The following is a 23,844-nucleotide window of genomic DNA, read 5'->3' on the forward strand; positions in this document are numbered from 1 at the left end:
GCGCTAGACGCGGCACAGCAGTTCGCCGTTCAGCACCGAGAACCAGGCGTCGGGGGACTTCCCCCAGGCGTGCCAGGCCTCGGCGACGGCGGCCAGGTCCGCCGCGGTGGCGTGGCCGCCCTCGGTGGCGACGGAGGCGTAGGAGGAGGCGGTGGTGCGGTCCGCCCACAGGGAGGACCACCAGGAGACCTCGTCCGGGGTGGCGTAGCACCAGGCCGTCGCCGAGGCCGTCACCTCGGTGAAGCCGGCCGCGCGCGCCCAGGACAGCAGCCGTCGTCCGGCGTCCGGTTCGCCGCCGTTGGCGCGGGCGACCCGCCGGTACAGGCTCTGCCACTCCTCCAGGCCCGGGGTCGCCGGGTACCAGGTCATCGCCGCGTAGTCGGCGTCCCGTACCGCCACGATCCCGCCGGGGCGGCACACCCGGCGCATCTCGCGCAGGGCCTGCACGGGGTCGCCGACGTGCTGCAGCACCTGGTGCGCGTGGACCACGTCGAAGGAGTCGTCGGCGTACCGCAGGGCGTGGACGTCGGCCGTGGCGAAGTCCACCGCCCCGGACAGCCCGCGCTCGGCGGCGTACGCGGCCGCCTGCTCCAGGACGTCGGCCGCCGCGTCGACCGCGGTGACGTGGCCGCCGGGGGCGACCAGTTCCGCCAGGTCGGCCGTGATGGTGCCCGGGCCGCAGCCCACGTCCAGCACCCGCATGCCGGGCCGCAGGGCGCCGATCAGGTACGCGGCCGAGTTGGCGGCGGTGCGCCAGCGGTGCGAGCGCAGCACGGACTCGTGGTGGCCGTGGGTGTACTGGGCGGTCTCGTGGGCGGCGTTCATGGCGGACTCCTCGTCGTCGAAGGTCGTCGAAGGCTTGGTGATCACCGTAGGCGATCCGCCCGGAATTCGAGATGGGCGTTTTGACATGTGGACACGCTTCTTGTGGGGCAAGGGGACCGGGCGGGTCGGTGGCAGGGAGGGGTGGGGGCGAGGAGAGTGGGCCCAGGGGGCGGTGCACCTCGGGGCGAAGGACGGTGAGGGCGATGCCGCAGACGCTGCCGGAATGGCACGCCGCCGCGTTGCGGCTGTTCGGCGAGAGGGTGCGGGCCGTGGAGGCCTCCCAGTGGGGTGCGGCCACGCCCTGTACCGAGTGGACCGTGCGCGACCTGGTCAACCACGTCACCGGCGAGCAGCTGTGGGTCCCTCCGCTGCTCACCGAGGGGCGCACGGTGGCGGAGGTCGGCGACGAGCTCTCCGGCGACCTGCTGGGCGAGGACCCGCCCGGCGCCTGGGCGCGGGCCGCCGCCGCCGGGCACGCGGCCTTCGCCGCGCCCGGCGCGCTGGAGCGGACCGTGCAGCTCTCGTACGGGCCCACGCGCGGATCGGCGTACTGCTCGGAGCTGACGGCGGACTGCGTCGTGCACGCCTGGGACCTGTCGCGGGCCATCGGCGCGGACGACCGGCTGCCCGCCGACCTCGTCGAGTTCTCCATCAAGGAGGTCATGCCCTACGCCGACGGGCTCGCCGCGAGCGGGATGTACGCGGAGCCGCTGGAGGTGCCGGCCGGGGCGGACGCCCAGACCCGGCTGCTGGCCCTCCTGGGGAGGAAGGGCTGAGGGGAAGCCGACGGGCCCGTCCCGATGGACGGGCATCTCCGTGTAAATAATCGTATAAAGGGCAGGTCGGTCGGTGGCGGCGGCGGAAGGCGAGCACGTGTCGGGGATGGCCGAGGGCATGACGGAAGGGCTCGCCGGGCTCCGGCGCCGCCCGGCACCGGAGGGCCGCGGGCCCGTCAGGTACGGTCCGCCCGCCCCCGAACCCGGCCTGCCGGTCCTGCCGGAACTCACCGCCGTGCTCGCCGCCGGCGCGGACCGCGCCGCCCCCGAGCCCCCCGGCGGCGGGCAGCACCTGCGCGAGGCCGCCTGCCGCCACTGGGCCCGCCGCGGGCTCGCCACCGCCCCCGAGAACGTGGCCGCCGGCCCCGGCGCGCCCGCCCTGCTGCTGGCCCTGCTGGGCGCGTACGGCGGCGACGTGATGCTGCCCCGGCCCTGTCCCGCCTGGTGGACCCCGCAGGTCCGGCTGCTGGGACGCCGGGCCTACCACGTGCCCACCCCGGCGGAGTGCGGCGGCGTACCCGACCCCTACGCCCTGCTGGAGACCGTGCGCCGGGTCCGCGCCGAGGGCGGCGACCCGCGCGTGCTGCTGCTGTCGGTGGCCGACGACCCGACCGCCACCGTCCCGCCGCCCGAGATGGTGCGCGAGGCCTGCGAGGCGGCCGAGGCCGCCGGGCTGTTCGTGGTCAGCGACGAGAGCTGGCGCGACACCGTGCACCGGCCGCACGACACGCTGGTGCTGAGCCCCGCCGAGATGCTCCCCGACCGGGCCGCCGTCCTCGTGGACCTCGCCGGAGCCCTGCTGCCGGGCGGCTGGCCCGCCGCCGTGGTCCGCTTCCCCGGCACCCCGAGCGGCACCTGGCTGCGCGCCCGCACCCTCGACGTCCTCACCGCCACCGGCGCGCTGGTCGCGGGCCCCGTCGCGGTGGCCGCCGCCCACGCCCTCGACGAACCCGACGCCGTCGCCGGGCGCACCTACGCGGCCGCCGCCCTGCACGGCACGGTGGCCGCCGCCGCGCACCGGGTGCTGCTCGCCGCGGGCGCCCTCGCCCGGCCCCCGCAGGCGGGCCGGCACCTCTACGCCGACCTCACCCCGCTGCGCGCGGGCCTCGCCCGGCAGGGGGTCGGGGACGCGATGGAGCTGGAGGACTGGCTCGGGGCCCGGCTGGGCACGGCCACGCCCGGCGGACAGCGCTTCGCCGACGAACTGGGCGCGCCGCGCGTGCGGCTGTCGACCGGACCGCTGCTCGGCACCACCCCGCCGGAACGGCTCGCCGCGCTGGGCGCTCCCGACCCGCTGACGCTGCCGCAGGTCCGGGGCGCGCTCGACCGGCTCGGGTCGGTGCTCGCCGGACTGGCCGACTGACGTGCGGCCCGCGCCGGCCGGCCGCCGCCGAACGGAGACTCCGCGATGAGGGACCAGCCGGACGCGCCCGTCACGACCGCCCCGCCCGGCGCCCCCGGGGACCCCGCCCCACCGGGCCCACCGCGGGCCCCCGCCGGATCCGGGGTGTCCACGCCGACGCCGTCCGCGCCCGCCGGACCGGCCCCCGTGCCCGCGCCCACCGCGCCCACCGCTCCCGCCGCGCCCCGGCCACTCGGTGAGCACCGGTACTGGCCGCGCTCGTTCGCGGACCGGCTGACCACCCCGCTGCCCGGACTGCGCGCCTTCGCCCGGCTGGCCCGCGAGGGCGCCTTCCGGCCCGGGGCGGAGGGGCTCAGCGGGATCCCCGACCTGCCGTACGAGCCCGCGCCGCTGCCCGCGGTGCCCCCGGGGGCGGTGTCCGCCACCTGGGCCGGGCACGCCAGCTGGGTGCTGCGGACCGGCGGCCTGACGGTGCTGACCGACCCGGTGTGGTCCCGGCGGATCCTCGGGACCCCGGCGCGGGTGACTCCCGTCGGGGTGCCGTGGGAGGAACTCCCGCCCGTGGACGCGGTGGTGATCAGCCACAACCACTACGACCACCTCGACGCCCCCACCCTGCGGCGGCTGCCCCGCGACACCCCGCTCTTCGTCCCGGCCGGACTCGCCCGCTGGTGCCGTCGCCGGGGATTCACCCGGGTCACCGAGCTCGACTGGTGGGAGTCGGCCGAACTGGGCGGCGTACGGTTCGACTTCGTCCCGGCGCACCACTGGTCCAAGCGCTCCCTGCTGGACACCTGCCGCAGCCTGTGGGGCGGCTGGGTGCTCACCGACACGGCCCGCGGCCGGAAGGTCTACTTCGCGGGCGACACCGGCTACGGCCACTGGTTCGGGGAGATCGGCCGCCGGCACCCCGGCATCGACCTCGCCCTCCTGCCGATCGGCGCCTACGCCCCGCGCTGGTGGCTGCGCGACGTGCACGCCGACCCGGAGGAGGCCGTCCGGGCCTGCCTGGACCTCGGGGCCCGCAGGATGGCCCCGATGCACTGGGCCACCTTCGTGCTGTCCGCCGAGCCGGTCATGGAACCCCTGCGCCGCGCCCGCGCCGCCTGGGCCCGCGCCGGACTGCCCCGCGAGGACCTCTGGGACCTGCCGATCGGCGCCTCCCGCACCTTCTAGGTCTCCGGCCCTGGCTTCGGCTTCGGCTTCGCCACCACGTGCATGCGCTCGCCCTGCTTCCCGAAGAGGCTGAGCACCTCCACCGGCCGCCCGTCGGCGCTGCCGAACCAGTGCGGGGTCCGGGTGTCCCACTCGGCGGCCTCGCCGGGGCCGAGGACCAGGTCGTGCCCGGCCAGCACCAGCCGCAGCCGGCCGGCCAGCACGTACAGCCACTCGTAGCCCTCGTGCGTGCGCAGGTCCGGGTCGGTGCCCCGGTCCGGGATGACCATCTTGTACGCCTGGAGCGGGCCCAGGCCCTGGGTCAGTGCCACCGACGTCCCGCCGTCCCGCATCGCGCGGGACGTCATCCGCACCCGGGGATCGCCCACCGCAGGCGCCCCGACCAGTTCGTCCAGGGCCACCCGGTAGGTGCGGGCGAGCGGGAGCAGCAGCTCCAGGCTCGGCCGCCGCTGCCCGGACTCCAGCCGGGACAGGGTGCTCTTGGAGATGCCGGTCTCCTCGGACAGCGCGGCCAGGGTGAGCCCGTGCCGGTCCCGCAGCCGCCTGAGCCGGGGGCCGACCTCGTCGAGGACGGCGCGGTGCGAGGCGGGCCCGTCGGGTGTGGCGTCCATGCGGGCATTCCATCCCACCGTCCCGGAAACGGCAACAGGGGTTGCCGCGCGCCCGTCGGCGGACGCCTGCACCGCTAGGATCACTTCCCCATGGACACCCGTACGGACATCAGGATGATCGCCGTCCCGCCGGGGCGGGTGACCCTGTCCGACCGGCGGACCCGGCGGAGCTGGGCCGTCGAGCTGGAGCCCTACGGGCTGGGCGCGTTCCCGGTCACCCAGGCCCTGTACGCCCGGATCACCGGCGAGCGGCCGGGCAGTGTCCCGGGGGACGGGCTGCCCGTCGAGGGGGTCTCCTGCCGCGCCTCCGCCCGCCGCCGCAGCCACCCGACGTTCCGGGTCGACGACGTCGGATTCCGCCTCGCCCGCTCCGCCGCGCCGTGATCCGGTGGGGTCAGGGCGCCCCGTCCGGCAGGAAGCGGGCCGACTTCAGAGCCAGTTGCTCCGCGAAGTACGCCGGCGCGTCGGGCCGCATCCGGGCCAGCGCCACCATCCCGGTGATGATCACGTCGCACACCTCGTCGTGCACGTCGTCCCAGCTGTGCGAGTGCCCCTTGCGCGGGTTGCTCCCCGTCGCGCCGATCACCGCCTGCGCCGCCTCGCCGAACTCCTCGCCGATCTTCAGCACTTGCAGCACGTGGCTCTGCGGAGGGTGCACCCCGCGGGCGGCGGCGGCCGCTTCAAAGCGGTCGGCGAGGGCGCGTACGGTGTTCCAGGAGACGGAGTTCACGGACGGACCCTGCCCGGACGCAGCCGCCGCCACACCCCCGGGGCCGCGCTGATCAGCAGCGTCAGGCCCACCGCCAGCACCACCCCCTTCCACGGCTCGGAGAACAGCGAGCCGCCCAGGATCCCGATCAGCCCGTACGTCGCGGCCCACGCCAGGCAGGCGGGCGCGTCCCCCCGGGCGAACCGGCGCAGCGGCAGCCCGCCCAGCAGGCAGGCCAGCATCACCGGGATCCGGCCCGCCGGGACCAGCCGGGACAGCACCAGCACCAGTACCCCGTGCTCGTCCAGCTTCTGCCGCGCCCGCTCCAGCCGTTCCGGCTCGGCCCGCCCCCGCAGGGACTCCAGCCACCGCGAGCCGCCCCGCGAACGCACCCCGCGCGACCCCAGCCAGTACAGCGCGACGTCCCCGGTGAAAGCGGCCAGCGCACCCACCGCGACCACCAGCAGTACCCCGAGCGGCAGCGACTGCTGCTGGTGGAACGCCACCACGGCCGCCGAACTCACCAGCGCCCCGGTCGGGATCACCGGCACCAGCGCCCCCAGCGCCACCAGCACGAACAACGCCGGGTAGCCGACCGCCTGCTGCGTGGTCTCCGGCGGCACCCGGCCCACCACGTCCGCCGCCACCCGCCACGGCGTCACGGCAGCAGCACCCGCTCCCCGTGCCCGGGGACCCGTACCGCCACCTCCGGAGCCAGCTGCCCCGCCCGCCGGGCGAACTCCCCGCCCGGCGCGTGGAACTCGTGCGGCCGCACCGCGTCCATCCCGATCGGCCAGTACGTCCCGTAGTGCACCGGCACCGCCGCCGCCGGAGCCAGCTCCGCCAGGGCCCGCGCCGCCCGCTCCGCGTCCAGGTGCCCCGGCCCCAGGTACGGCCCCCAGCCCCCGACCGGCAGCAGCGCCACGTCCACCGGACCGACCTCCTCGGCCATCGAGTCGAACAGCCCGGTGTCCCCGGCGAAGTACGTGCGCGCCGAGCCCTGCACCACGTACCCCAGTGCGGGCGCCCGCTGCGGGCCGAACGGCAGCCGCCGCCCGTCGTGCCGCGCGCTCACCGCCCGGACCCGTACGCCGCCCCGTACGCCGACCTCCTCGCCCGGGACCACCTCCGTCACCACCAGCCCCCGCACCCCCGCGAGCCGCGCCAGCCCCGGCACCGCCCGGGGCGCCCCGCGCGGCACCACCAGCCGGGTGCCGGGTGCCAGCAGCGCCAGCGAGGGCAGGTGCAGGTGGTCGGCGTGCAGGTGCGAGACCAGCACCACGTCCGCCTCCGCCGCCTCCGGCGGGGGCACCGCCCCGCGCCGCCGCCGCAGGTGCGCGAGCCGCCGGGCGAACAGCGGATCGGTCAGCACCCGGACCCCGGAGTCCCGTACCGCACACGTGGCATGACCCCACCAGGTGATCTCCACCGGCACCCCCGCACCACCCCTTCCGCTTCCCTCGCTCCCCCGACCCTAGGACGATCCCTGCCCGGCCGCGAGGAAGCAGAACCCGGCGCACCCCTCCTCCCCGGGCCCGGATCGGAGTAGGGTCGGGCGCCATGGATGCGCTGCGCGTGGCCGCGATCGCCAGCCTGGCCCCGCTCGAGGAACTCGATGCCGACCCCTTCGCCGTGGACACCCGGGGCCAGCACGCCATGTGCGCGCGCTGGGCCGAGGACCAGGGGTACGTGGTCACCCGGCAGCTGCTCTTCTACGGGCTGCGGACCGACCACTGCGGGCTCTGGCGCGACGTGGACGCCGGACAGGTCGACCTGTTCGTCGCCCCCAACCGCCGGGTCCTGGCCCGCGCGCTGCGCTCCGTCGAGGAGTTCACCGCGGAGTGCGAACGGCGCGGCGTACGGCTGGAGACCGCGGGACTCGAAGAGCCGGCCTACACCGCCGCCATGAAGGCCGAGGTGCACCGCCGGCTGTCCATGCCGACGGCCGGCTACGACGGCACCTGACGGACGGCACCCGACCGGCCCCCGGTGTGCCGGTGTTGCGCGGCCACCGCCCCGCCGCGTCCCGTACTCCCGTGCGCCACCCGTGTCGACCGGCCGCCCCCGCCGCCCTGTGCGACGCTGGCGGAGGGGACCGCGGGCCGGGCGCGGGCCGGGGAGCGAGGCGGGTGCGGCGTGTGGCGGGAGCGGTTGCGCTGGCGGGCCGCCGGCGGGGCACTGGTGCGCGTGGTGCTCGTCTGGGCGGCGTCCACCCTGACCATGCTCGTGCTCGCCGGGATCCTGCCGGACTTCCGCCTCCAGTCCGCCGACGGTGACAGCATCACCCGGATCGGGCTGACGGCCGCCTGGGGCGCCGGGGCCTTCGGCCTGCTGAGCGCCCTGGTGTGGCCGGTCCTGGTACGGGCCCTGCTGCTGGTCCCCGCGCTCGTGCTCGGGCTGCTCGTGTTCTTCCTCAACGGCTCGCTGCTGCTGATGGCCCTCAGCCTGATCCCCGCCGGGCGGGGCGCGGCCGTCGCCCCCGAGACGGCGGTGGTCGTGGCCGCCGCGATGTCCGCCGTGGCCTCGGCCACCTCCACCGCGCTCGCGGTGCGCGACGACGAGGCGTACCGGCGCCGGCTCCACCGGCTCGCCGACCGGCGCCGCCGCCGGTCCGGGGCGCCCCCGGGCGGCAGCCCCGGACTGGTCTTCCTCCAGCTCGACGGGGTCGGGTACGAGGCGCTGCGCCGGGCGGTGGCCGAGGGCCTGATGCCCACGGCGGCCGGCTGGCTGGAGCACAGCCACCGCGTGGTGCCCTGGCACACGGACTGGTCCAGCCAGACCGGCGCCAGCCAGCTCGGCATCCTGCACGGCTCCAACTTCGACGTCCCGGCCTTCCGCTGGTACGAGAAGGACACCGGCGAGGTGATGGTCTGCAACCGGCCCACCAGCGCCGCCGAACTCCAGCGCCGGGCCGTCCTGCGGACCCGGGACGGCGGACTGCTCACCCTGGACGGCGCCAGCCGCGGCAACCTGTTCAGCGGGGGCGCCGACCAGCTGGCGCTGGTGCTGTCCGTCGCGGCCCGGCGGGGCCGCGCCAACCGCTCCCGCGCGGGCTACTTCGTGTACTTCTCCGATCCGGCCAACGCCGTGCGCACCGCGCTGTCCTTCGTCGCCGAGGTGGTCCGCGAGATCGGCCAGTCGCTGCGCTCCCGGCTGCGCGGGGACCGTCCCCGGGTGGCCCGCGGCGGTCTCTACCCGCTGATCCGGGCCTTCGCGACGGTGGTCGAGCGGGACGTGGTGGTCGCCGCGGTGATCGGGGACATGCTCGCGGGCCGCGCCGCCGTCTACGCGGACCTGGTCGCCTACGACGAGGTCGCGCACCACTCGGGCCCGCAGGGCCGGGACACCGACCGGGTGCTGGCCCGGCTCGACCGGAGCCTCGCGCTGCTCGCCCGGGTCGCCGAGCACGCCCCCCGGGAGTACCGCGTGGTGCTGCTGTCGGACCACGGCCAGAGCCCCGGGGAGACCTTCCTCGGCCGGTACGGGCTCAGCCTGAAGGACCTGGTCCGGGCGGGCTGCGGGCTGCCCGTCTCCCGCCGGGCGGGCCGCACCCGCAGCGGGGCGGAGGCCCGCGCGGCGGTGCTGGCGGCCCTCCACCGGCCGGTGGAGGAGGAGGCGGAGGAGGCCGGGCCGGGACCGGGGCCCGATCCGGTGGTGCTGGCCTCGGGCAACCTCGGGCTGATCTCCTTCCCCGACCTGCCGGGGCGCGCGTCGCGGGAGCGGATCGAGCGGGCGCACCCCGCCCTGCTGCCGACCCTGGCCAACCACCCGGGTGTGGGCTTCCTGCTGGTGGACGGGGAGGTGCTGGGCCCGGACGGGGCGGTGGCGCGGCTGGACGTGCCGGGGGAGGCGGAGGCGCTGCTGGCGCCCTTCGGCCCGGGCGCGGCCCGGGCCGTGCGCCGCACGGACTCCTTCCCGCACGCGGCCGACATCATGGTCAACTCGGCCCACGACCCGGGGACCGGCGCCGTGCACGCCTTCGAGGAGCAGATCGGCTCGCACGGCGGGCTGGGCGGGGAACAGTCCCGCCCCTTCCTGATGTGGCCGACCGTGCTGTCCGAGCCGGACCCCGGGCTGGTGGGCGCCGAAGCGGTGCACGCGGTGCTGCGCCGCTGGCTGCGCGAGGCGGACGGCCCCCAGGTCCCGCTGGCCCCGGGGTCCCCGCAGGTCTCGCGGGAGGATTCCCGGCCGGGAGCCCCCTCGGATGGAATCCTTCCTTCCGGGGAGGTTCCCGGGCCGGACGAACCCCGGTGATTTGGCGCCCGGTTCACCGTGGTCAACCATGTGTTGACCTGCCCAACATGTGAGACACCCAGAGGCGCACCACCGATGACCAGCACCGCAGCCCCGCCCGCCGAAGCAACGGCACCCGCGCAGGAATCCTCGCAGGCACCCCGCCAGGGGGACCGGCACGCCCGCCGCTTCGGGCTCCCGGTCGCCGTCTGCCTGGTGATGGGCAACGTCATCGGCGGCGGAATCTTCCTGCTGCCCGCCTCGGTCGCGCCCTTCGGCACCATCAGCCTGCTCTCCTTCGCCGTCCTGACCCTCGGCGCGATCGCCCTCGCCCTCGTCTTCGGCCGCCTCGCACAGCGCCACCCGCAGACCGGCGGCCCGTACGTGTACGTCCGCGCCGCCTTCGGCGACTTCGCCGGCTTCCTCGCCGCGTACAGCTACTGGATGACCGCCTGGGTCTCGAACGCCGCGCTCGCCGTGGCCTCCGTCGGCTACCTCGCGGTGCTGTTCCCCGCTGTCGGCGAGCACCGGTGGACCATGTGCCTGGCCGCCCTGGCCGTGCAGTGGCTGCCCGCCCTGTCCAACCTGGCCGGCACCCGGTACGTCGGCGCCGTCCAGGTGGTGGCGACCGTCCTGAAGCTGGTCCCGCTGCTGCTCGTGGCCGTCGGCGGACTGTTCTTCTTCGACCCGGCGAACCTCGGCCCCTTCCAGGCCACCGACCAGAGCCCCGTCGGGGCGGTCTCCGCCTCCGCCGCGATCCTGCTCTTCAGCTACATCGGCGTCGAGTCCGCCGCCGTCAGCGCGGGCGAGGTCCGCGACCCGGCGCGCAACGTCGGCCGGGCCACCGTCCTCGGCACCGTCGGCGCCGCCACCGTGTACCTGCTCGGCACCCTGTCGGTCTTCGGGCTGGTCGCCCACGAGAAGCTGGTCTCCTCGCAGGCCCCCTTCTCGGACGCCGTGAACGCCATCTTCGGCGGCACCTGGGGCGGCACCCTCGTGGCCGGCGCGGCCGTGGTCTCGATGCTCGGCGCCCTCAACGGCTGGACCCTGCTCAGCGCGCAGACCCCGTACGCGGCCGCCAAGGACGGGCTCTTCCCGAAGGCCTTCGAGAAGAAGCAGCGCGGGGTCCCGGTCTTCGGCGTCGTGGTCACCGTCGTCCTGGCCTCGGCCCTCACCGTCTACAACTACACGGCCGGCTCGGCGGCGGTCTTCGAGTCGCTCGTCCTGATCACGACCTTCACCGCGACCGTCCCCTACCTGCTCTCCACCGCCGCCCAGCTCTACTTCCTGGCCTCGGGCCAGTCGGAGAAGGTCCGGCGCGGGCGGCTCGTCCGCGACCTCGTCCTCGCCGGGACGGCCTTCGCCTTCTCGATGTGGCTGGTCGCCGGATCCGGCTACGCGGCCGTCTACCAGGGCGTGCTGTTCCTCTTCGCGGGCGTCCTCGTCTACGCGCTGATGGCCGCCCGCAAGCGCCGCGCGGCCCCTGCCGCCGCGGAGTAATTTGGAAGCGGGGACCGGCCAGGGGGGCTCCGAGGGGTCGCCATGTCCGCGATCAGCAACACCATCGACATCGACCGCAGGCCCGAGGACGTCTTCGCCTACGTGACGGACCCCACGCACCTGCCCGAGTGGCAGGACAGCGCCGTGACGGCCGTCCCCATGGGCGACCTGCCCGTGCACGTCGGTTCCAGGGTGGCCATCACCCGGCGGTTCGGCAAGCGGAGGATCCCGGCCCTGATCGAGTTCACCGAACTCGACCCGCCGCGGAGCTGGCACGTCCACGGCGTCGAGGGGCCGGTCCGGCCGGACGTCCGCGGCAGGATCGAGCCCCTCGACGACGGGACGCGCTCACGCGTGACCCTGTCCGTCGACTTCGAGGGCCACGGCCTGGGGCGGGGCCTGGTCCCCCTGGTGGTGAAGCCCAGGCTCCGCAGGGAGATGCCCCGCAGCGAGGAGAAGCTCAAGCACCTCCTGGAGCACTGACCGCCCGGGGGCGGAAAACGCGGAGGCCCGCGCCGTGACGGCGCGGGCCTCCGGTGTGTCCGATACCGGGACCGGATCAGTCCAGGTAGTCGCGCAGGACCTGCGAACGCGACGGGTGGCGCAGCTTCGACATGGTCTTGGACTCGATCTGGCGGATGCGCTCACGGGTGACCCCGTACACGCGGCCGATCTCGTCCAGCGTCTTCGGCTGGCCGTCGTTGAGGCCGTAGCGCATGGAGACCACGCCCGCCTCGCGCTCCGAGAGCGTGCCCAGGATCGACTGGAGCTGCTCCTGGAGGAACGTGAAGGACACGGCGTCCGCCGGCACGACCGCCTCGGAGTCCTCGATGAGGTCACCGAACTCGCTGTCGCCCTCCTCACCCAGCGGGGTGTGCAGGGAGATCGGCTCACGGCCGTACTTCTGGACCTCGATGACCTTCTCGGGGGTCATGTCGAGTTCCTTGCCCAGCTCCTCCGGGGTGGGCTCGCGGCCCAGGTCCTGGAGCATCTGGCGCTGCACACGGGCGAGCTTGTTGATGATCTCGACCATGTGGACGGGGATGCGGATGGTGCGCGACTGGTCGGCCATGGCACGCGTGATCGCCTGCCGGATCCACCAGGTCGCGTACGTGGAGAACTTGAAGCCCTTGGTGTAGTCGAACTTCTCCACCGCGCGGATCAGGCCGACGTTGCCCTCCTGGATCAGGTCCAGGAAGAGCATGCCGCGGCCCGTGTAGCGCTTGGCCAGCGAGACCACGAGACGGAGGTTGGCCTCCAGCAGGTGGTTCTTGGCCCGGCGGCCGTCCTCGACGAGGATCTCCAGCTCGCGCTTGAACGCGGGCTTGTGGTCCTCCTCCTCTTCGAGCTTGTACTCGGAGAACAGGCCCGCCTCGATGCGCTTGGCGAGCTCGACCTCCTGCTCGGCGTTGAGGAGCGGCACCTTGCCGATCAGCTTCAGGTAGTCCTTGACCGGGTCGGCGGTGGCACCGGCCACCATGACCGTCTGCGCCGGGGCGTCGTCCTCGTCCTCGTCGGACAGCACGAAGCCCTGGCCGGCGGCCTTGGGCGCCTCCTCCTCGGTCTCGTCGGCGAGGTCCTCGACGGCCCAGTCCTCACCCTCGACGGCCGGGTTCTCGGCGTCGTCGGCGTCCTTGGCACCGGCCTTCTTCGAGGCGGCCGTCTTCTTGGTGGCCGTGGCCTTCTTGGCGGCGGCCTTCTTGACCACGCGCTTCTTCGGCTCGGCGGCGGCCTCGGCCGACACCTCCTCCGACGCGGCGGCCGACGGAGCGGATATCGCCGCGGCGGCGGCCGGGGCGGGAGCGGTGGCGGAGGCCTTGCGCGCGCCGATGGGGCGCGGCGGGGCGACCGCCTTCTTCGTCACGGTGCGGGCCGGGGCGGCAGCTGCCTTGCGGGGCTTCTTGGCAGCAGCCTTCGTGGCGGGGGCGGCGCTGACGTGGAGGGCGACACCCTCCTCGTCCAGGACCTGGTTCAGGCTGCGCAGGACCCGCTTCCACTGGTCCACCGGGATGCGGCCGGCCTCGAAGGCCTGGCGGACATCGTCACCGTTGATGTGACCCTGCTCGCGGCCGCGCTCGACGAGCGCGACCAGGGCCTCGGATTCGGCGATCTCCGGAGGGAACGTACGGGACGGGCTGAGCGACACAAGGAGCCTCTCGTTGCGAACAGATAAGGAGTGGGCGGGACATCATCGCGCGGACTCGGGAAACAGACCCAGGCGGGTCTGTATTCCGGGGCCGCGCGAGGACACCTGTCGGTTCATCGCCTGCCCGAGTCGATTCGTTACGCGCTGAATTGAGTGACCTGCGCCACGCTGTGGCCGCGCAACCGATCCGGCGTGGATCCGTCGGCACTCGTGATCACTCCTCCGGTCACTCCTTCTTGCGGGCCTCGATGAGGAAACGGGCGGTGTGCGCGACGAACGGACCCTCCCTCCCGATCCGTTCGTGGAGCTCGCGCAGCCGGTCCCGGTACTGCCCGACGGTGAAGCCGGGAACCATCCAGATCACCTTCCTCAGGAAGTAGATCACCGCACCGATGTCGTGGAACTCCGTCCGCAGCCGCTCCGAACGCAGGTCCGTGATCTCCAGACCGGCCCGGGCGGCGTCGGCGACCGCGTCGTCGGGGTGCCGGGCGCGCCGGACCTCCTCCGGCTGCGGGCCGAGGAAGTACTCGACGAGCTCGAAGACGCTCGCCGGACCCACCTGCTGCGACAGGTAGGTCCCGCCCGGTGCCAGCACCCGGGCGATCTCGTCCCACCAGATCGTCACCGGATGCCGGCTGGCGACCAGCTCGAAGGCCCCGTCCCCGAAGGGCAGCGGAGGCTCGTCCGCGTCCGCCACCACCACCGCGCCCAGCGGGTGCAGCAGCCGGGTCGCCTTGTCGATGTTCGGCGGCCAGGACTCCGTGGCGGCCGTCAGCGGGGGCAGCGGGCCCGCTCCGGCGAGCACCTCGCCCCCGCCGGTCTGGATGTCCAGGGCCGAGCGGACCGTCGCCAGGCGCTCCCCCAGCAGCCGCTGGTAGCCCCAGGAGGGCCGCTGCTCGGTGGCCCGGCCGTCGAGCCAGGAGAAGTCCCAGCCGTCCACGGACACCGACTCGGCCTCGGCGACGAGATGGTCGAAAGTGCGCGTCATGTCTCGATCGTCCCAGGTCGGGCCCCGGTCATCCACCGGATAAGTCGACTACAGTGGGCACCGGGCCGTGACTGGCGTTCGGGTGGATCACCACCGGGGAGCGGCCCCGCGTACACCGGCACGGTCCGTACGCCGTCTGCCGCGCGCCTGGGCGAACCGCGATCCGCAGCGACGTTCAGGAGATCCCGTGACGACTGCCCCCACCGCCACCGCCCAGCTCATGGACGGCACCGCCCTCGCCCGCCGCGTCTCGGAGCGCACCGCCGCCCTCGCGGCGAAGATCACCGAGCGCACCGGCACCGCGCCCTGCCTGGCCACCGTCCTCGTCGGCGAGGACCCCGCCTCGGTGACCTACGTCAAGATGAAGCAGAACCGCTGCGCCAAGGCCGGGATCACCTCCCGCCACGTGGAGCTGCCGGCCGAGACCACCACCGAGGAGCTCGTCGCCGCGATCACCGCGCTCTCCGAGGACCCGGAGATCAGCGGCATCCTGCTCCAGCACCCCGTCCCGCACCACATCGACGAGCGCGCCGCCTTCGAGGCCATCGCCCCCGGCAAGGACGTCGACGGCGTGACCATGCACTCCTTCGCCGCCATGGGCTTCGGCCTGCCCGGCTTCGTCTCCTGCACCCCCGGCGGCATCATGCGCCTGCTGGAGGAGTACGACGTGGACCTCACCGGCAAGCACGCCGTCGTCGTAGGCCGCAGCGCGATCCTCGGCAAGCCCGCCGGGATGCTGCTGCTGGAGAAGAACGCCACCGTCACCTACTGCCACTCCCGCACCCGGGACCTGCCCTCGATCGTGCGCCAGGCGGACGTCCTGGTCGCCGCGGTCGGCAAGGCCGAGTTCATCCGCGGCGAGGACATCAAGCCCGGCGCCGTCGTCCTCGACGCCGGCTACAACGAGGGCAACGTCGGCGACGTCCACTTCGAGTCCGCCGCCGCCCGCGCCTCCCTCATCACCCCGGTGCCCGGCGGCGTCGGTCCCATGACCATCGCGGTCCTGCTGGAGCAGACCGTCCAGGCCGCCGCGGCCCAGGCGGGGCTGGACCTCGCGGAGCTCTGAGGCGATCATCTTGTGGCGCGGCTCCCCGTGACGGCCGCGCCACAAGCCTCGGGGGGACTCGGATGGACCTGTTCGCACCACTCGACCTGCCCGGGGGCACCACCCTCCCCAACCGTCTCGCCAAGGCCGCCATGGAGGAGAGCCTCGCCGCCCAGCCCGGCCAGCTCCCCGACCAGCGCATGGAACGCCTGTACGCCCGCTGGGCGCGCGGCGGCGCAGGACTGGTCATCACCGGCAACGTGATGGTCGACCGCCGCGCCCTGACCTCCCCGGGCACCGTCGTCCTCGACGAGCACTCCCCGCTGGAGCCCTTCCGCCGCTGGGCCGCCGCCGCGGCCTCGGGCGACGCCCGGGTCTGGATGCAGATCAACCACCCCGGCCGCCAGGTCGGCTCCGACATGCCCGGCACCGCCTGGGCCCCCTCCGCGGTCCCCATCAGCCTCGGCCGGCACACCAAGCGCTTCGCCCACCCCACCGCCATGACCGAGGCCGACATCGAGGCGACGATCGCCCGGTTCGCCCTCACCGCCCGGCGCGCCGAGGAAGCCGGCTTCCACGGGGTCCAGGTCCACGCCGCGCACGGCTACCTGCTCAGCCAGTTCCTGTCCCCGCTCGTCAACCGGCGCACCGACCGCTGGGGCGGCAGCCTGGACAACCGCGTGCGCATGCTCGCGCGGACCGTCGCGGCCGTCCGGGCCGCCGTTTCGCCCGGCTTCGCCGTCGGGGTGAAGCTGAACGCCGCCGACTTCCAGCGCGGGGGCTTCGACAGCGACGAAGCCGCCCAGGTCATCACGGCCCTCGACGGCCTCGGTGTGGACCTCGTCGAGCTGTCCGGCGGCACCGTCGAGAGCCCCGCCAGCATGGGCCACACCACCGACCAGCGGACCCTGGAGCGGGAGGGCTACTTCCTCTCCCTCGCGGAGCACCTGCTGGAGACGGCGGCCGTGCCGCTGATGCTGACCGGTGGCATCACCCGCCGCGCCACCGCCGAGAAGGCCCTGGCCCGCGGGGTCGCCGTCATCGGCATGGCCTCCGCGCTGGCCCTGCGCCCCGACCTGCCCGCACGCTGGCGGGCCGGCGAGGACGCAGGGGTGGCCGTGCCCCGGCTCGCCTGGCGGGACCGCAGCCTGGCGGCCGCGGGCACCCTGGCCCTCGTACGGTTTCAGCTGGACCGCCTGGCCCACGGCCTGGAACCCCGCGCCCGCGTCTCACCGCGCTGGGTCTTCACCGCGGACTCCCTCCGTCACCGGCGCAAGGTCCGCGCCTACGGCGCCTGGCTCGCCCACGACCCGGCCCAGGGCACCCCTGGACCGGCCCTCCAGTGACGGCCTAGCCGACCGGCAGCCCCCGGCGGGCCGCGTCCACGATCGGGGAGCCGCGGAACTCCCGGGCGAGGGCGGCCAGGGGCTGGCCGTCCAGGCGGTACGGGGCGGGTTCGGCGGAGCCGGCGCACGGGGTGCCGGACCGGTCGGCGGCGGCCCGGGCCCGGCAGGCGGCGGCCAGCATCGCCGCGTCCGCCACCACCGAGGCGCCGGCCTCGGTCATGCCCTGGCGGAGGGCGGCCCCGTAGGCGGCCGTCCGTACGGCGGGGTCGAACCAGCTCGCGAGGGCCAGCAGCCCGTCGTCGATGGCCGACTCGCGGTGGATCAGCCGGATCCCGACCGGCGACCACCACGTCAGCGGCACCGTCGCCACGCCGAGGTGGGCGAACCCGCGCAGGGCCTTCCACAGCGGGCGCAGCCTCCGGTACTGGCTGAAGTCCCGCCAGGCCGCCGAGCCGCCGACCATCGGGACGATGAACCCGGCGCCCACCAGCAACGCCGCCGCCGAGGCGAGCGGCGGGGCCACGTACGTGGACAGGCCGTCCCAGTCCCGGCCCGCCCAGCGGGCCCCGACGGCCACCCACTTCGCGACGAGGTACCCGAGGTCCAGCACCCCGCCGAGGGTCAGCAGCGCCAGCCCGGTCCGCAGCGGCCGCAGCGCGGGGTCGACGCGCAGCATCCACTTCAGCGAGAGCAGGCTCAGCGCGGCGCTGCCGACGGTGTGCGCCAGCAGGTAGGAGACGATCATCTCGCGCAGCCACGGCGTGTTCGCGTAGTACGTGTCCAGGTCCCGCAGCCGCTCCACGCGCGCGTCCCCGAGCACGAAGAAGGCCACGATCAGCACGGTGACCGCGCCGAACACCCCCACCGTCACCCAGGTCGCCCGGCGCAGCCGGGCCGCCGGACCCCCCGCCCAGTGCAGGATCAGCACGATGGAGGCCCCCGAGAAGGCCGTCAGCACCCCGTACACCAGCGGGGCGGCGAAGTTGGCCACCCCGGTGAGCCGGTTGACGGCCGCGAGGGACGGCGGCGGTGCCAGGAAGGTGAGCAGGCAGCCGACCACCAGCAGCGCGCACACGGCCCGCATCAGCGGCTGGTCCCAGCCCCGGCGCAGGGCCGGGGCCTTGATCAGCAGGGCCAGCACCAGCACCGACCCCGCCAGGTAGAGGGGCAGGCCGTCCTTCACCGGGCACGCCCCGGGGCGGTAGTGCGGCGGCGCGGTGCGGAAGTGGGGGGCATCGTGCGGTGTTCGCCTTTCGTCCGGGCAGGTCAGGGGTTCCAGCCGAGCGAGGACTTGATGCGCTCGGTGCCGTCCGGGAAGGGCTCCTGCCGGGGCGGGGGCAGGTACGCCTTCAGGAGCATGCCGAGGTGCAGGCCGAAGGTCTCGGCCCGGATCTCCGCCGGATCCTCCCGGTCGGCGCGGGCCGCCGCCTGACGGACGACGGCGTCCAGCGCGGAGTCCGGTCGCAGCAGGTCCGCGAGGGTGCCGTGCGGTCCGCCCGTGAGGCGGGCGGCCACCGCCATGCCGGGGCCGTGGCCGTCGCAGGCGCCCTCCTCGATGTGCCACAGCTCGTGGCAGGCGATCACCAGTTGGTGCTCGGGCCGGGTACGGGCCTCGACGACGACCAGGTCGCGTTCCTCCAGGTCCAGCCAGAGCCCGCTGGCGGTGTCCGGGGGGAACGGAGCGAAACGGAACTCCACCGGCCGACCACCGCGCCGGCGCCCGAAGGCCGCACAGAGGCCCCCGATGATCGCCCCGGCCCCGGCCGGAGCCGTGAGCCGCGCCTCCGCCACCAGCTCGGCGCCGAGCTTCCGCATGGTCCGTGTGGTCCTCATGGCGCTTCCCCCTCGGCGGTAAGGTCCGGTCCCGCGGCCCGGGCCCGCCGGAGCATCCCGCCGGCACCGCGGTGCGGAGACCCGGGCCGCGTCGGGACCGGTCGGGCGGCAGCCCGCACCGGACGCTTCTCCGCGTGTCGACAGGGCGTTCGGGCCGGTGACTCGGTGCGGTGAAGCCTAGCCGCCGCCCCCGCCCCCAACCACCGCATCCCCCACACTGCCCGCCCCGCACCCGCTCCGGGGGCTGCCATGACCCCGGAGGTAATCGACCCCCGGCACGGGCGGCGGCAGAGTGGGGGCATCGGGTTCCGGGGCCGCGCACTCGGCTCCGGGACCCGGTCCCACCAGCACGTACGACCCCGATGGAGGCTGAACCGCCATGTCCGCGACCCTGCTCGGCAGCATTGCCCGCACCACCGTCCCGCAGACCATGCTGCGCCGGTTCCTCGCCCTGGACGCCGTGGTCACCACCGGCAACGGCCTCGCCTACGCGGCCTTCTCCGCCCCGCTCGGCCGGCTCCTCGGTGTCGGCCAGACCACCCTCTTCGAACTCGGGCTCTTCCTCACCGCGTTCGGAGCCGGGGTCGGCTGGCTGGCCTCGCGGCGGCGGCCGCCGGTCTTCCCGGTGAAGTTCGTCATCGAGGCCAACTACGCGTGGGCCGCCCTCAGCCTGGTCTCCCTCGCCGTCTGGTTCCAGCCGACCGCCGCCGGCGCCGTGTGGATCCCGGCGCAGGCCCTCACCGTGGCCTCCTTCGCGCTGCTCCAGCAGCTGGCGCTGCGATCGGCCGGGACGGGCTCAGGGGCCCAGTGAACGCAGGTACTTCACCGTCGCCGGGTCGGCCGGGAGGAAGGTCTCGATGGCCAGCTCGGCGACGGTCACGTCCATCGGCGTGTTGAACGTCGCGATCGACGACACGAAGGACAGCAGGTGCCCGTCGTGCTCGATCACCATCGGCAGCGCGATGTACGGGACCGGCTCGTCCGGTTCCCCGTCGCCCGGCCGCTCCGGCACCGGGTAGGCCGACACCTCCTCGTACAGCGCGCGCAGCGGCGCCGAGCGGGCCAGCGCGATCTGCCGCTCCATCTGGGCCAGCAGATGGCCGCGCCACTCCCGGAGGTTGTGGATCCGCGGGGCGAGGCCCTCCGGGTGCAGGGTGATCCGCATCGCGTTCAGCGGCGGCGTCAGCAGGTGCTCCGGCAGCCCGTCCAGCAGCATCCCGATGCCCCGGTTGGCGGCCACCACGTCGTACACGGCGTCCACGACCAGTGCCGGATAGGGCTCGTAGCCCTCCAGCAGCCGCTGGATGCCCTCGCGCAGGGTCCCCATGGCCGGATCGTCCAGCGCGGTGTGCGGGTAGTGCGGCGCGTAACCCGCCGCGAGCAGCAGCGCGTTGCGCTCGCGCACCGGCACGTCGAGCCGGTCGGCGAGCCGCAGCACCATCTCCTCGCTCGGCCGGGACCGGCCGGTCTCGATGAAGCTGATGTGGCGGGACGAGGAGTCGGCGCGGCCCGCCAGTTCCAGCTGGCTGATCCCGCGCCGCTCCCGCCAGGTCCGGAGCAGGGCGCCGACCGTGGGCGCCGCAGAGGTCGTGGTGGTCATGGCCACGACGGTAGTCGAGCGGACCCCGGCCGATCAGCCCAGGTCGAAGACGTTCCGCAGGCCGAGCCGGTGGCGCCACAGGTCGTGCCGCTTCGCGGACTCCAGCTCCGGGGGCCGGTGGCGGGGGATCACCGCGCACCGGGCCGCCGCCGAACCGTCCCGGTCCAGCAGGGCGTTGACGGCGGCGCGGGCCGAGGCGTTCGCGCCCTCCATCGTCGCGAGGTCGATGTCGACGGCCACGTAGTCCCCGCTCAGGAAGAAGTTGGGGACCCGGGTGCCCGCGCTCGGCCGGTCGTGGAAGGTGCCGGTCGGGTGGATCAGCAACTCGTCCTGGTTGACCGGCTCCGGGGTGCCCAGGCCGTCCACCCCCGGGTCCAGGAACCACGAGTGCAGGGTGCGGTCCGCCAGCAGGGTCCTCCCGGTGTCGTTGAGGGAGGCCTTCAGCTGCGCCCACACCTCCCGCGCCACCTCCTCGCGGGTGCACTGCTTGGCCGTCTTCCCGTACAGGATCCCGGGCCTGTCCCACTCGGAGACGTCCACCGACAGGCAGTCCACGACCGTGCCGTCGCCGTAGTCGGCCGGGAAGTCGCGGGCCGGCCAGTGCTCGGCCTGCTGGATCGCCGTCAGCGACCACGGCGAGTCGATGCAGTTGAGGTGCCCGTGCACCAGCGGGGCGCGCTCGGTCAGATAGAACTGGATGCCCGTCATCCAGTCGGTCCGCAGCCGGTCGCAGCGCCCCAGCATCGGGTCCGCGGCCCGCAGCGCCGGGCTCCAGGCGCGGCGGGCGTGCTCCACGGGCAGGGCGCTGACGTAGTGGTCGGCGGTGACGGTCCGCCCGGCGCCGTCCGGGTCCAGGACCGCGACCCCGCTCACCCGGCCGTCCCCGTACCGCACCTCCCGGACGGTCCAGCCGATCCTGAACTCCACGCCGAGGGAACGCAGGTGGCGCTCCCAGGGGTCGATCCACGCCTCGTTGGTCGGCAGGTTCAGGATCCGGTCCGGCGGGCCGTCCGCGCCCCGGCCGAGCGCGTTGCAGACGAAGGCCTCGCCGAGGGTGCCGACCGTACGGGTCGAGGCCTCCTCGGCCTTGGTGGCCACGATGTTGCGGGTGATGCCCACGGCCAGGATGCGCTGGTACTCGGTGGACATCCGGGCGGCGCGGGTGAACTCCCACCAGGGGGTGTGCTCCCACACCTCGTCGCGGCGCTCGTCGCAGCTGGTGAGGAAGACCAGCACCCGGTTCACGAAGTACGCGGTCTCGTGCGCCGGCAGCCGGACCAGTGACTCCAGCATCCCGGTCAGGGCCCGGCGCAGCTCCTCCGGGGACAGCCCGGCGGGGGAGTGGCCGGGCCAGGGGATCGGCGCGCGCAGGTCCTCGCGGCCGCCCGCCCGGGCGAACATCATCTCGCGCGGGGCCACCAGGTTGTCCCACACGCCGTTCGCGTTGCCGGGGAAGGGGATGCGCCGCATGGTGTCGGGGAGGTTGTGGTAGATCCCCGGGATGAAGCGGAACCCGTGCTCGGCGGGCAGTGGTCTGCGGCCGCCCCGCGCGCTGCCGGGCACGTCCATGCTGCGGGCCTTGCCGCCCAGCGCCCGGCGCTCGTACACGGTGACGGCGTAGCCGCGCTCCGCGAGCTCGTGCGCGGCCGTCAGCCCGGCCACGCCGCCGCCCAGGACGGCGACGGTGCGGCCGCCGCCCCGCGGCGGGCCGGCGGCCGCGGCGGCCGGGGCCGCGAGGGCGCCCAGGGTCGGGAGGGTGCCCGCGGCGGCGGCCGCGCCCGTGAGGAACGTGCGCCTGGAACTTCCCGTACCACCCGTGCCGGACATGCCCCGCCTCCTTGTTACCGGTGGTAATGCTCGGTCCGGCGCTGGAGCATAGGGCGGGCGGCGGGGGCCCGGAAGGACCGTGAAGCACCCGGGCGCACTATGGCGGGAAAGGTTCACCACGGCGCACGCCGTGGAAAACTGACAGCACATCACGGGACGACGGGCAAGAACACGGCGAAGGGAGACAGCGGATGCCGAGCGACCCGCTTTCGCAGAAGGAGATCGAGGACCGGCTCAGGGAACTCCCCGGCTGGGCCTTCGGCGACGACCGGATCGAGCGCACGTACCGGGTGGACACGCACCGGGCCGCGAGCGCCCTCGTCGCCCACATCGCGGTGGTCCAGGACGAGCTGAACCACCACTCGGACCTCACCCTCGGCTACAACACCGTGCGCCTCTCGGTGAACAGCCACGACGCCGGCGGCGCCGTCACCGACAAGGACTTCGCCCTCGCCGAACGCGTCGAAGCCCTCGCCCCCGCGCACGGCGCGAGCTGACACCGCCGCCCGCCCGCCGCGTCAGACGGGCTCCAGCCGCCACCACTGGGAGGGCGAGTCGGTGTCCTCGCCCTGCCGGACACGGCCCTCGCCGTCGGCCTCCAGCGGCAGCCCGCTGATGCACGCCACCAGCGACACCACCCCCGGCGCGTCCAGGTGCTCCTCCACCAGCCACTCCTGGGCACCGAACGCGTTCGCCCGCCACACCTGCACCCGGGCACCGCTCTCCGTCGACGCGTTCGCCACGTCCAGACGCCGCCCGTTGTCCTCGCTCACCAGGTGGAAGACCCCGCCGCCGCTGTGCACGGCGGAGATCCGCCACCGCCGGGCGGCCGCCGGAGCGGGCGGCCCGTCCGGACCCACCCGCACCCGGGAAGCGCCCTCCAGCTGGAGCACGAGCCCGCTCTCCACGTTGCGGACCCGGTAGGTCCCGTCTGCGAAGGTCACGCGCGGCTCAGTTGTCGAAGACGGCCGGATCCGGCCCGATCCGGTGCCCGCCCGCGCCCAGCGCGTCCAGCGCCGCCAGGTCCTCGGCGTCCAGCTCGAAACCGAAGACGTCCAGGTTCTCCCGGATCCGCGACGGGGTCACCGACTTCGGGATCACCACGTTGCCCAGCTGCAGGTGCCAGCGCAGCACCACCTGCGCGGCGCTGCGCCCGTGCTTGGCGGCGACCGAGACCACCGCCGGAAGCCCGAGCAGCTCCTTGCCCTGCCCCAGCGGGGACCAGGCCTCGGTGGCGATCCCCAGGGACGCGTGCAGGGAACGCAGCCCGGCCTGCGGGAACAGCGGGTGCAGCTCGATCTGGTTCACCGCCGGCACCAGCGGGCTCTCCGCGCGCAGCCGCTCCAGGTCCTCCGGCCGGAAGTTCGACACCCCCACCGCCCGGGCCCGGCCGCTCGCCGCGATCTCCTCGAAGGTCTTCCAGATCTCCACGAAGTCGTCGCGCACCGGACGCGGCCAGTGGATCAGGTACAGGTCCACGTAGTCCAGGCGCAGCTTGCCGAGCGAATCGTCGAAGGCGCGCAGCGTCTCGTCCCGGCCCCACCGGAACCTGGAGCTGTTCCACAGCTTCGTCGTGACGAACAGCTCCTCGCGCGGGACCCCGGAAGCGGCCAGCGCCTTGCCGGTGCCCCGCTCGTTGCCGTACACGGCCGCCGTGTCGACGCTGCGGTAGCCGGCTTCCAGCGCCGTCCCCACGGCCTCCTTCGCATCGGCGTCCGGCACCTGCCAGACGCCGTAGCCGAGCTGGGGCATGGACGTGCCGTTGTTGAGCCGGACGGCGGGCACCTGGTTCACGTGTGGTCGTTCCCTCGGTTCGGTGGTGCGGTGCGGGCGGCTGCGCCGCACCGCGGAGCAGGGCGTACGAGG

At 74.7% G+C, this 23,844-nt stretch carries 24 protein-coding genes, 1 pseudogene and 1 riboswitch; of the genes and pseudogenes, 12 read left to right on the forward strand and 13 right to left on the reverse strand.

Translation table 11 applies throughout. The features are described 5' to 3' along the window. Positions 1-3: 3 nt before the first annotated feature. The gene (locus tag ACIPW5_RS32920; RefSeq protein WP_401253054.1) at positions 4-825 is read right to left on the reverse strand and encodes a class I SAM-dependent methyltransferase; all 822 of its coding nucleotides are present in this window, start codon (positions 823-825) and stop codon (positions 4-6) included. A 203-nt stretch (positions 826-1,028) separates the two neighbouring features. Here ACIPW5_RS32920 and ACIPW5_RS32925 point away from each other — a divergent pair, with 203 nt between their 5' ends. From ACIPW5_RS32925 to ACIPW5_RS32935, 3 genes are all read left to right on the forward strand, one after another. Beyond that, complete coding sequence (locus tag ACIPW5_RS32925) at positions 1,029-1,601, forward strand: TIGR03086 family metal-binding protein (protein ID WP_401252933.1); 573 nt, start codon at positions 1,029-1,031, stop codon at positions 1,599-1,601. Between the two features lie 118 nt (positions 1,602-1,719). Continuing rightward, complete coding sequence (locus ACIPW5_RS32930) at positions 1,720-2,964, forward strand: aminotransferase class I/II-fold pyridoxal phosphate-dependent enzyme (RefSeq protein ID WP_401252936.1); 1,245 nt, start codon at positions 1,720-1,722, stop codon at positions 2,962-2,964. Positions 2,965-3,009: 45 nt separating this feature from the next. Further along, on the forward strand, positions 3,010-4,140 hold the full coding sequence (locus ACIPW5_RS32935) for an MBL fold metallo-hydrolase (protein ID WP_401252939.1): 1,131 nt from the start codon (positions 3,010-3,012) through the stop codon (positions 4,138-4,140). Here the strand turns inward: ACIPW5_RS32935 and ACIPW5_RS32940 are convergent. Then, positions 4,137-4,751 carry a helix-turn-helix domain-containing protein gene (locus ACIPW5_RS32940; RefSeq protein ID WP_401252941.1) on the reverse strand — a complete coding sequence of 205 codons (615 nt, stop codon included), beginning with the start codon at positions 4,749-4,751 and terminating at the stop codon, positions 4,137-4,139. The genes ACIPW5_RS32935 and ACIPW5_RS32940 overlap by 4 nt on opposite strands. Before the next feature lie 90 nt (positions 4,752-4,841). On the opposite strand from ACIPW5_RS32940, the pseudogene ACIPW5_RS32945 reads away from it, so the two are divergent. Continuing rightward, a pseudogene (locus ACIPW5_RS32945) lies at positions 4,842-5,066 on the forward strand (formylglycine-generating enzyme family protein); the annotation flags it as partial. A gap of 79 nt (positions 5,067-5,145) precedes the next feature. On the opposite strand, the gene ACIPW5_RS32950 reads toward ACIPW5_RS32945, so the two are convergent. Genes ACIPW5_RS32950 through ACIPW5_RS32960 form a run of 3 tightly spaced genes read right to left on the reverse strand, consistent with a single transcriptional unit; the run spans position 5,146 to position 6,895 of the window. Beyond that, positions 5,146-5,481 carry a MazG-like family protein gene (locus tag ACIPW5_RS32950; protein WP_401252944.1) on the reverse strand — a complete coding sequence of 112 codons (336 nt, stop codon included), beginning with the start codon at positions 5,479-5,481 and terminating at the stop codon, positions 5,146-5,148. Further along, positions 5,478-6,122 (reverse strand): DedA family protein, encoded by a 645-nt coding sequence (locus tag ACIPW5_RS32955; protein ID WP_401252947.1) that lies wholly within the window; start codon positions 6,120-6,122, stop codon positions 5,478-5,480. The genes ACIPW5_RS32950 and ACIPW5_RS32955 overlap by 4 nt, the downstream gene beginning before the upstream one ends. Continuing rightward, a complete protein-coding gene (locus ACIPW5_RS32960; protein WP_401252949.1) occupies positions 6,119-6,895 on the reverse strand; it encodes an MBL fold metallo-hydrolase in 777 nt (258 codons plus the stop codon). Before ACIPW5_RS32960 ends, ACIPW5_RS32955 begins: the two co-directional genes overlap by 4 nt. A gap of 125 nt (positions 6,896-7,020) precedes the next feature. Between ACIPW5_RS32960 and ACIPW5_RS32965 the strand changes: the two genes are divergently transcribed. The 4 genes from ACIPW5_RS32965 (at position 7,021) to ACIPW5_RS32980 (ending at position 11,676) form a co-directional block, all read left to right on the forward strand. Further along, positions 7,021-7,425, forward strand: a complete 405-nt coding sequence (locus tag ACIPW5_RS32965; protein WP_401252950.1) for a hypothetical protein — start codon at positions 7,021-7,023, stop codon at positions 7,423-7,425. Positions 7,426-7,680: 255 nt separating this feature from the next. Then, on the forward strand, positions 7,681-9,714 hold the full coding sequence (locus tag ACIPW5_RS32970) for an alkaline phosphatase family protein (protein ID WP_401253057.1): 2,034 nt from the start codon (positions 7,681-7,683) through the stop codon (positions 9,712-9,714). Positions 9,715-9,789: 75 nt separating this feature from the next. After that, entirely contained in the window at positions 9,790-11,193 is a 1,404-nt protein-coding gene (locus tag ACIPW5_RS32975; RefSeq protein ID WP_401252952.1) for an amino acid permease, read from the forward strand. Between the two features lie 42 nt (positions 11,194-11,235). Beyond that, entirely contained in the window at positions 11,236-11,676 is a 441-nt protein-coding gene (locus ACIPW5_RS32980; RefSeq protein WP_401252955.1) for an SRPBCC family protein, read from the forward strand. Between the two features lie 76 nt (positions 11,677-11,752). Here ACIPW5_RS32980 and ACIPW5_RS32985 read toward each other — a convergent pair whose 3' ends face one another. Together ACIPW5_RS32985 and ACIPW5_RS32990 are read right to left on the reverse strand one after the other, a co-directional pair. Beyond that, on the reverse strand, positions 11,753-13,339 hold the full coding sequence (locus ACIPW5_RS32985) for an RNA polymerase sigma factor (RefSeq protein ID WP_401252958.1): 1,587 nt from the start codon (positions 13,337-13,339) through the stop codon (positions 11,753-11,755). Positions 13,340-13,565: 226 nt separating this feature from the next. Further along, positions 13,566-14,327 (reverse strand): methyltransferase domain-containing protein, encoded by a 762-nt coding sequence (locus tag ACIPW5_RS32990; RefSeq protein WP_401252961.1) that lies wholly within the window; start codon positions 14,325-14,327, stop codon positions 13,566-13,568. A gap of 57 nt (positions 14,328-14,384) precedes the next feature. Beyond that, positions 14,385-14,487, forward strand: a riboswitch (ZMP/ZTP riboswitch). Positions 14,488-14,547: 60 nt separating this feature from the next. Here ACIPW5_RS32990 and ACIPW5_RS32995 point away from each other — a divergent pair. After that, complete coding sequence (locus tag ACIPW5_RS32995) at positions 14,548-15,393, forward strand: bifunctional 5,10-methylenetetrahydrofolate dehydrogenase/5,10-methenyltetrahydrofolate cyclohydrolase (RefSeq protein WP_285549994.1); 846 nt, start codon at positions 14,548-14,550, stop codon at positions 15,391-15,393. A 62-nt stretch (positions 15,394-15,455) separates the two neighbouring features. After that, entirely contained in the window at positions 15,456-16,718 is a 1,263-nt protein-coding gene (locus ACIPW5_RS33000) for an NADH:flavin oxidoreductase/NADH oxidase family protein (RefSeq protein ID WP_401252964.1), read from the forward strand. A gap of 4 nt (positions 16,719-16,722) precedes the next feature. Here the strand turns inward: ACIPW5_RS33000 and ACIPW5_RS33005 are convergent, their stop codons facing one another. Next, positions 16,723-17,901, reverse strand: a complete 1,179-nt coding sequence (locus ACIPW5_RS33005; protein WP_401252966.1) for an MAB_1171c family putative transporter — start codon at positions 17,899-17,901, stop codon at positions 16,723-16,725. 83 nt (positions 17,902-17,984) lie between these two features. Beyond that, complete coding sequence (locus ACIPW5_RS33010) at positions 17,985-18,551, reverse strand: toxin-antitoxin system, toxin component (protein ID WP_401252969.1); 567 nt, start codon at positions 18,549-18,551, stop codon at positions 17,985-17,987. A 379-nt stretch (positions 18,552-18,930) separates the two neighbouring features. Between ACIPW5_RS33010 and ACIPW5_RS33015 the strand changes: the two genes are divergently transcribed. Beyond that, positions 18,931-19,362 carry a hypothetical protein gene (locus tag ACIPW5_RS33015; protein WP_401252971.1) on the forward strand — a complete coding sequence of 144 codons (432 nt, stop codon included), beginning with the start codon at positions 18,931-18,933 and terminating at the stop codon, positions 19,360-19,362. Here ACIPW5_RS33015 and ACIPW5_RS33020 read toward each other — a convergent pair. Continuing rightward, positions 19,348-20,151 (reverse strand): helix-turn-helix domain-containing protein, encoded by an 804-nt coding sequence (locus tag ACIPW5_RS33020; RefSeq protein ID WP_401252974.1) that lies wholly within the window; start codon positions 20,149-20,151, stop codon positions 19,348-19,350. The two genes, ACIPW5_RS33015 and ACIPW5_RS33020, sit on opposite strands and share 15 nt — an antisense overlap. Before the next feature lie 33 nt (positions 20,152-20,184). Further along, positions 20,185-21,978 carry an FAD-dependent oxidoreductase gene (locus tag ACIPW5_RS33025; RefSeq protein WP_401252975.1) on the reverse strand — a complete coding sequence of 598 codons (1,794 nt, stop codon included), beginning with the start codon at positions 21,976-21,978 and terminating at the stop codon, positions 20,185-20,187. Between the two features lie 191 nt (positions 21,979-22,169). Between ACIPW5_RS33025 and ACIPW5_RS33030 the strand changes: the two genes are divergently transcribed. Continuing rightward, the gene (locus tag ACIPW5_RS33030; RefSeq protein ID WP_401252978.1) at positions 22,170-22,475 is read left to right on the forward strand and encodes a 4a-hydroxytetrahydrobiopterin dehydratase; all 306 of its coding nucleotides are present in this window, start codon (positions 22,170-22,172) and stop codon (positions 22,473-22,475) included. Positions 22,476-22,496: 21 nt separating this feature from the next. Here the strand turns inward: ACIPW5_RS33030 and ACIPW5_RS33035 are convergent, their stop codons facing one another. Then, positions 22,497-22,922: an RICIN domain-containing protein gene (locus ACIPW5_RS33035; RefSeq protein ID WP_401252980.1), complete on the reverse strand. Its 426-nt coding sequence runs from the start codon at positions 22,920-22,922 to the stop codon at positions 22,497-22,499. 7 nt (positions 22,923-22,929) lie between these two features. After that, positions 22,930-23,772 (reverse strand): aldo/keto reductase, encoded by an 843-nt coding sequence (locus ACIPW5_RS33040; protein WP_401252981.1) that lies wholly within the window; start codon positions 23,770-23,772, stop codon positions 22,930-22,932. Positions 23,773-23,844: the final 72 nt, after the last annotated feature.

The organism is Streptomyces sp. NPDC090077, assembly GCF_044747545.1.
Classification (GTDB): domain Bacteria; phylum Actinomycetota; class Actinomycetes; order Streptomycetales; family Streptomycetaceae; genus Streptomyces.

Excerpts from the sequence above, each read along its gene's own strand:
- ACIPW5_RS32920 (WP_401253054.1), bottom strand. The coding sequence starts at position 825 with ATGAACGCCGCCCACGAGACCGCCCAGTACACCCACGGCCACCACGAG.
- ACIPW5_RS32925 (WP_401252933.1), top strand. The coding sequence starts at position 1,029 with ATGCCGCAGACGCTGCCGGAATGGCACGCCGCCGCGTTGCGGCTGTTC.
- ACIPW5_RS32930 (WP_401252936.1), top strand. The coding sequence starts at position 1,720 with ATGACGGAAGGGCTCGCCGGGCTCCGGCGCCGCCCGGCACCGGAGGGC.
- ACIPW5_RS32935 (WP_401252939.1), top strand. The coding sequence starts at position 3,010 with ATGAGGGACCAGCCGGACGCGCCCGTCACGACCGCCCCGCCCGGCGCC.
- ACIPW5_RS32940 (WP_401252941.1), bottom strand. The coding sequence starts at position 4,751 with ATGGACGCCACACCCGACGGGCCCGCCTCGCACCGCGCCGTCCTCGAC.
- ACIPW5_RS32965 (WP_401252950.1), top strand. The coding sequence starts at position 7,021 with ATGGATGCGCTGCGCGTGGCCGCGATCGCCAGCCTGGCCCCGCTCGAG.
- ACIPW5_RS32970 (WP_401253057.1), top strand. The coding sequence starts at position 7,681 with ATGCTCGTGCTCGCCGGGATCCTGCCGGACTTCCGCCTCCAGTCCGCC.
- ACIPW5_RS32975 (WP_401252952.1), top strand. The coding sequence starts at position 9,790 with ATGACCAGCACCGCAGCCCCGCCCGCCGAAGCAACGGCACCCGCGCAG.
- ACIPW5_RS32980 (WP_401252955.1), top strand. The coding sequence starts at position 11,236 with ATGTCCGCGATCAGCAACACCATCGACATCGACCGCAGGCCCGAGGAC.
- ACIPW5_RS32990 (WP_401252961.1), bottom strand. The coding sequence starts at position 14,327 with ATGACGCGCACTTTCGACCATCTCGTCGCCGAGGCCGAGTCGGTGTCC.
- ACIPW5_RS32995 (WP_285549994.1), top strand. The coding sequence starts at position 14,548 with ATGGACGGCACCGCCCTCGCCCGCCGCGTCTCGGAGCGCACCGCCGCC.
- ACIPW5_RS33000 (WP_401252964.1), top strand. The coding sequence starts at position 15,456 with ATGGACCTGTTCGCACCACTCGACCTGCCCGGGGGCACCACCCTCCCC.
- ACIPW5_RS33010 (WP_401252969.1), bottom strand. The coding sequence starts at position 18,551 with ATGAGGACCACACGGACCATGCGGAAGCTCGGCGCCGAGCTGGTGGCG.
- ACIPW5_RS33015 (WP_401252971.1), top strand. The coding sequence starts at position 18,931 with ATGTCCGCGACCCTGCTCGGCAGCATTGCCCGCACCACCGTCCCGCAG.
- ACIPW5_RS33020 (WP_401252974.1), bottom strand. The coding sequence starts at position 20,151 with ATGACCACCACGACCTCTGCGGCGCCCACGGTCGGCGCCCTGCTCCGG.
- ACIPW5_RS33025 (WP_401252975.1), bottom strand. The coding sequence starts at position 21,978 with ATGTCCGGCACGGGTGGTACGGGAAGTTCCAGGCGCACGTTCCTCACG.
- ACIPW5_RS33030 (WP_401252978.1), top strand. The coding sequence starts at position 22,170 with ATGCCGAGCGACCCGCTTTCGCAGAAGGAGATCGAGGACCGGCTCAGG.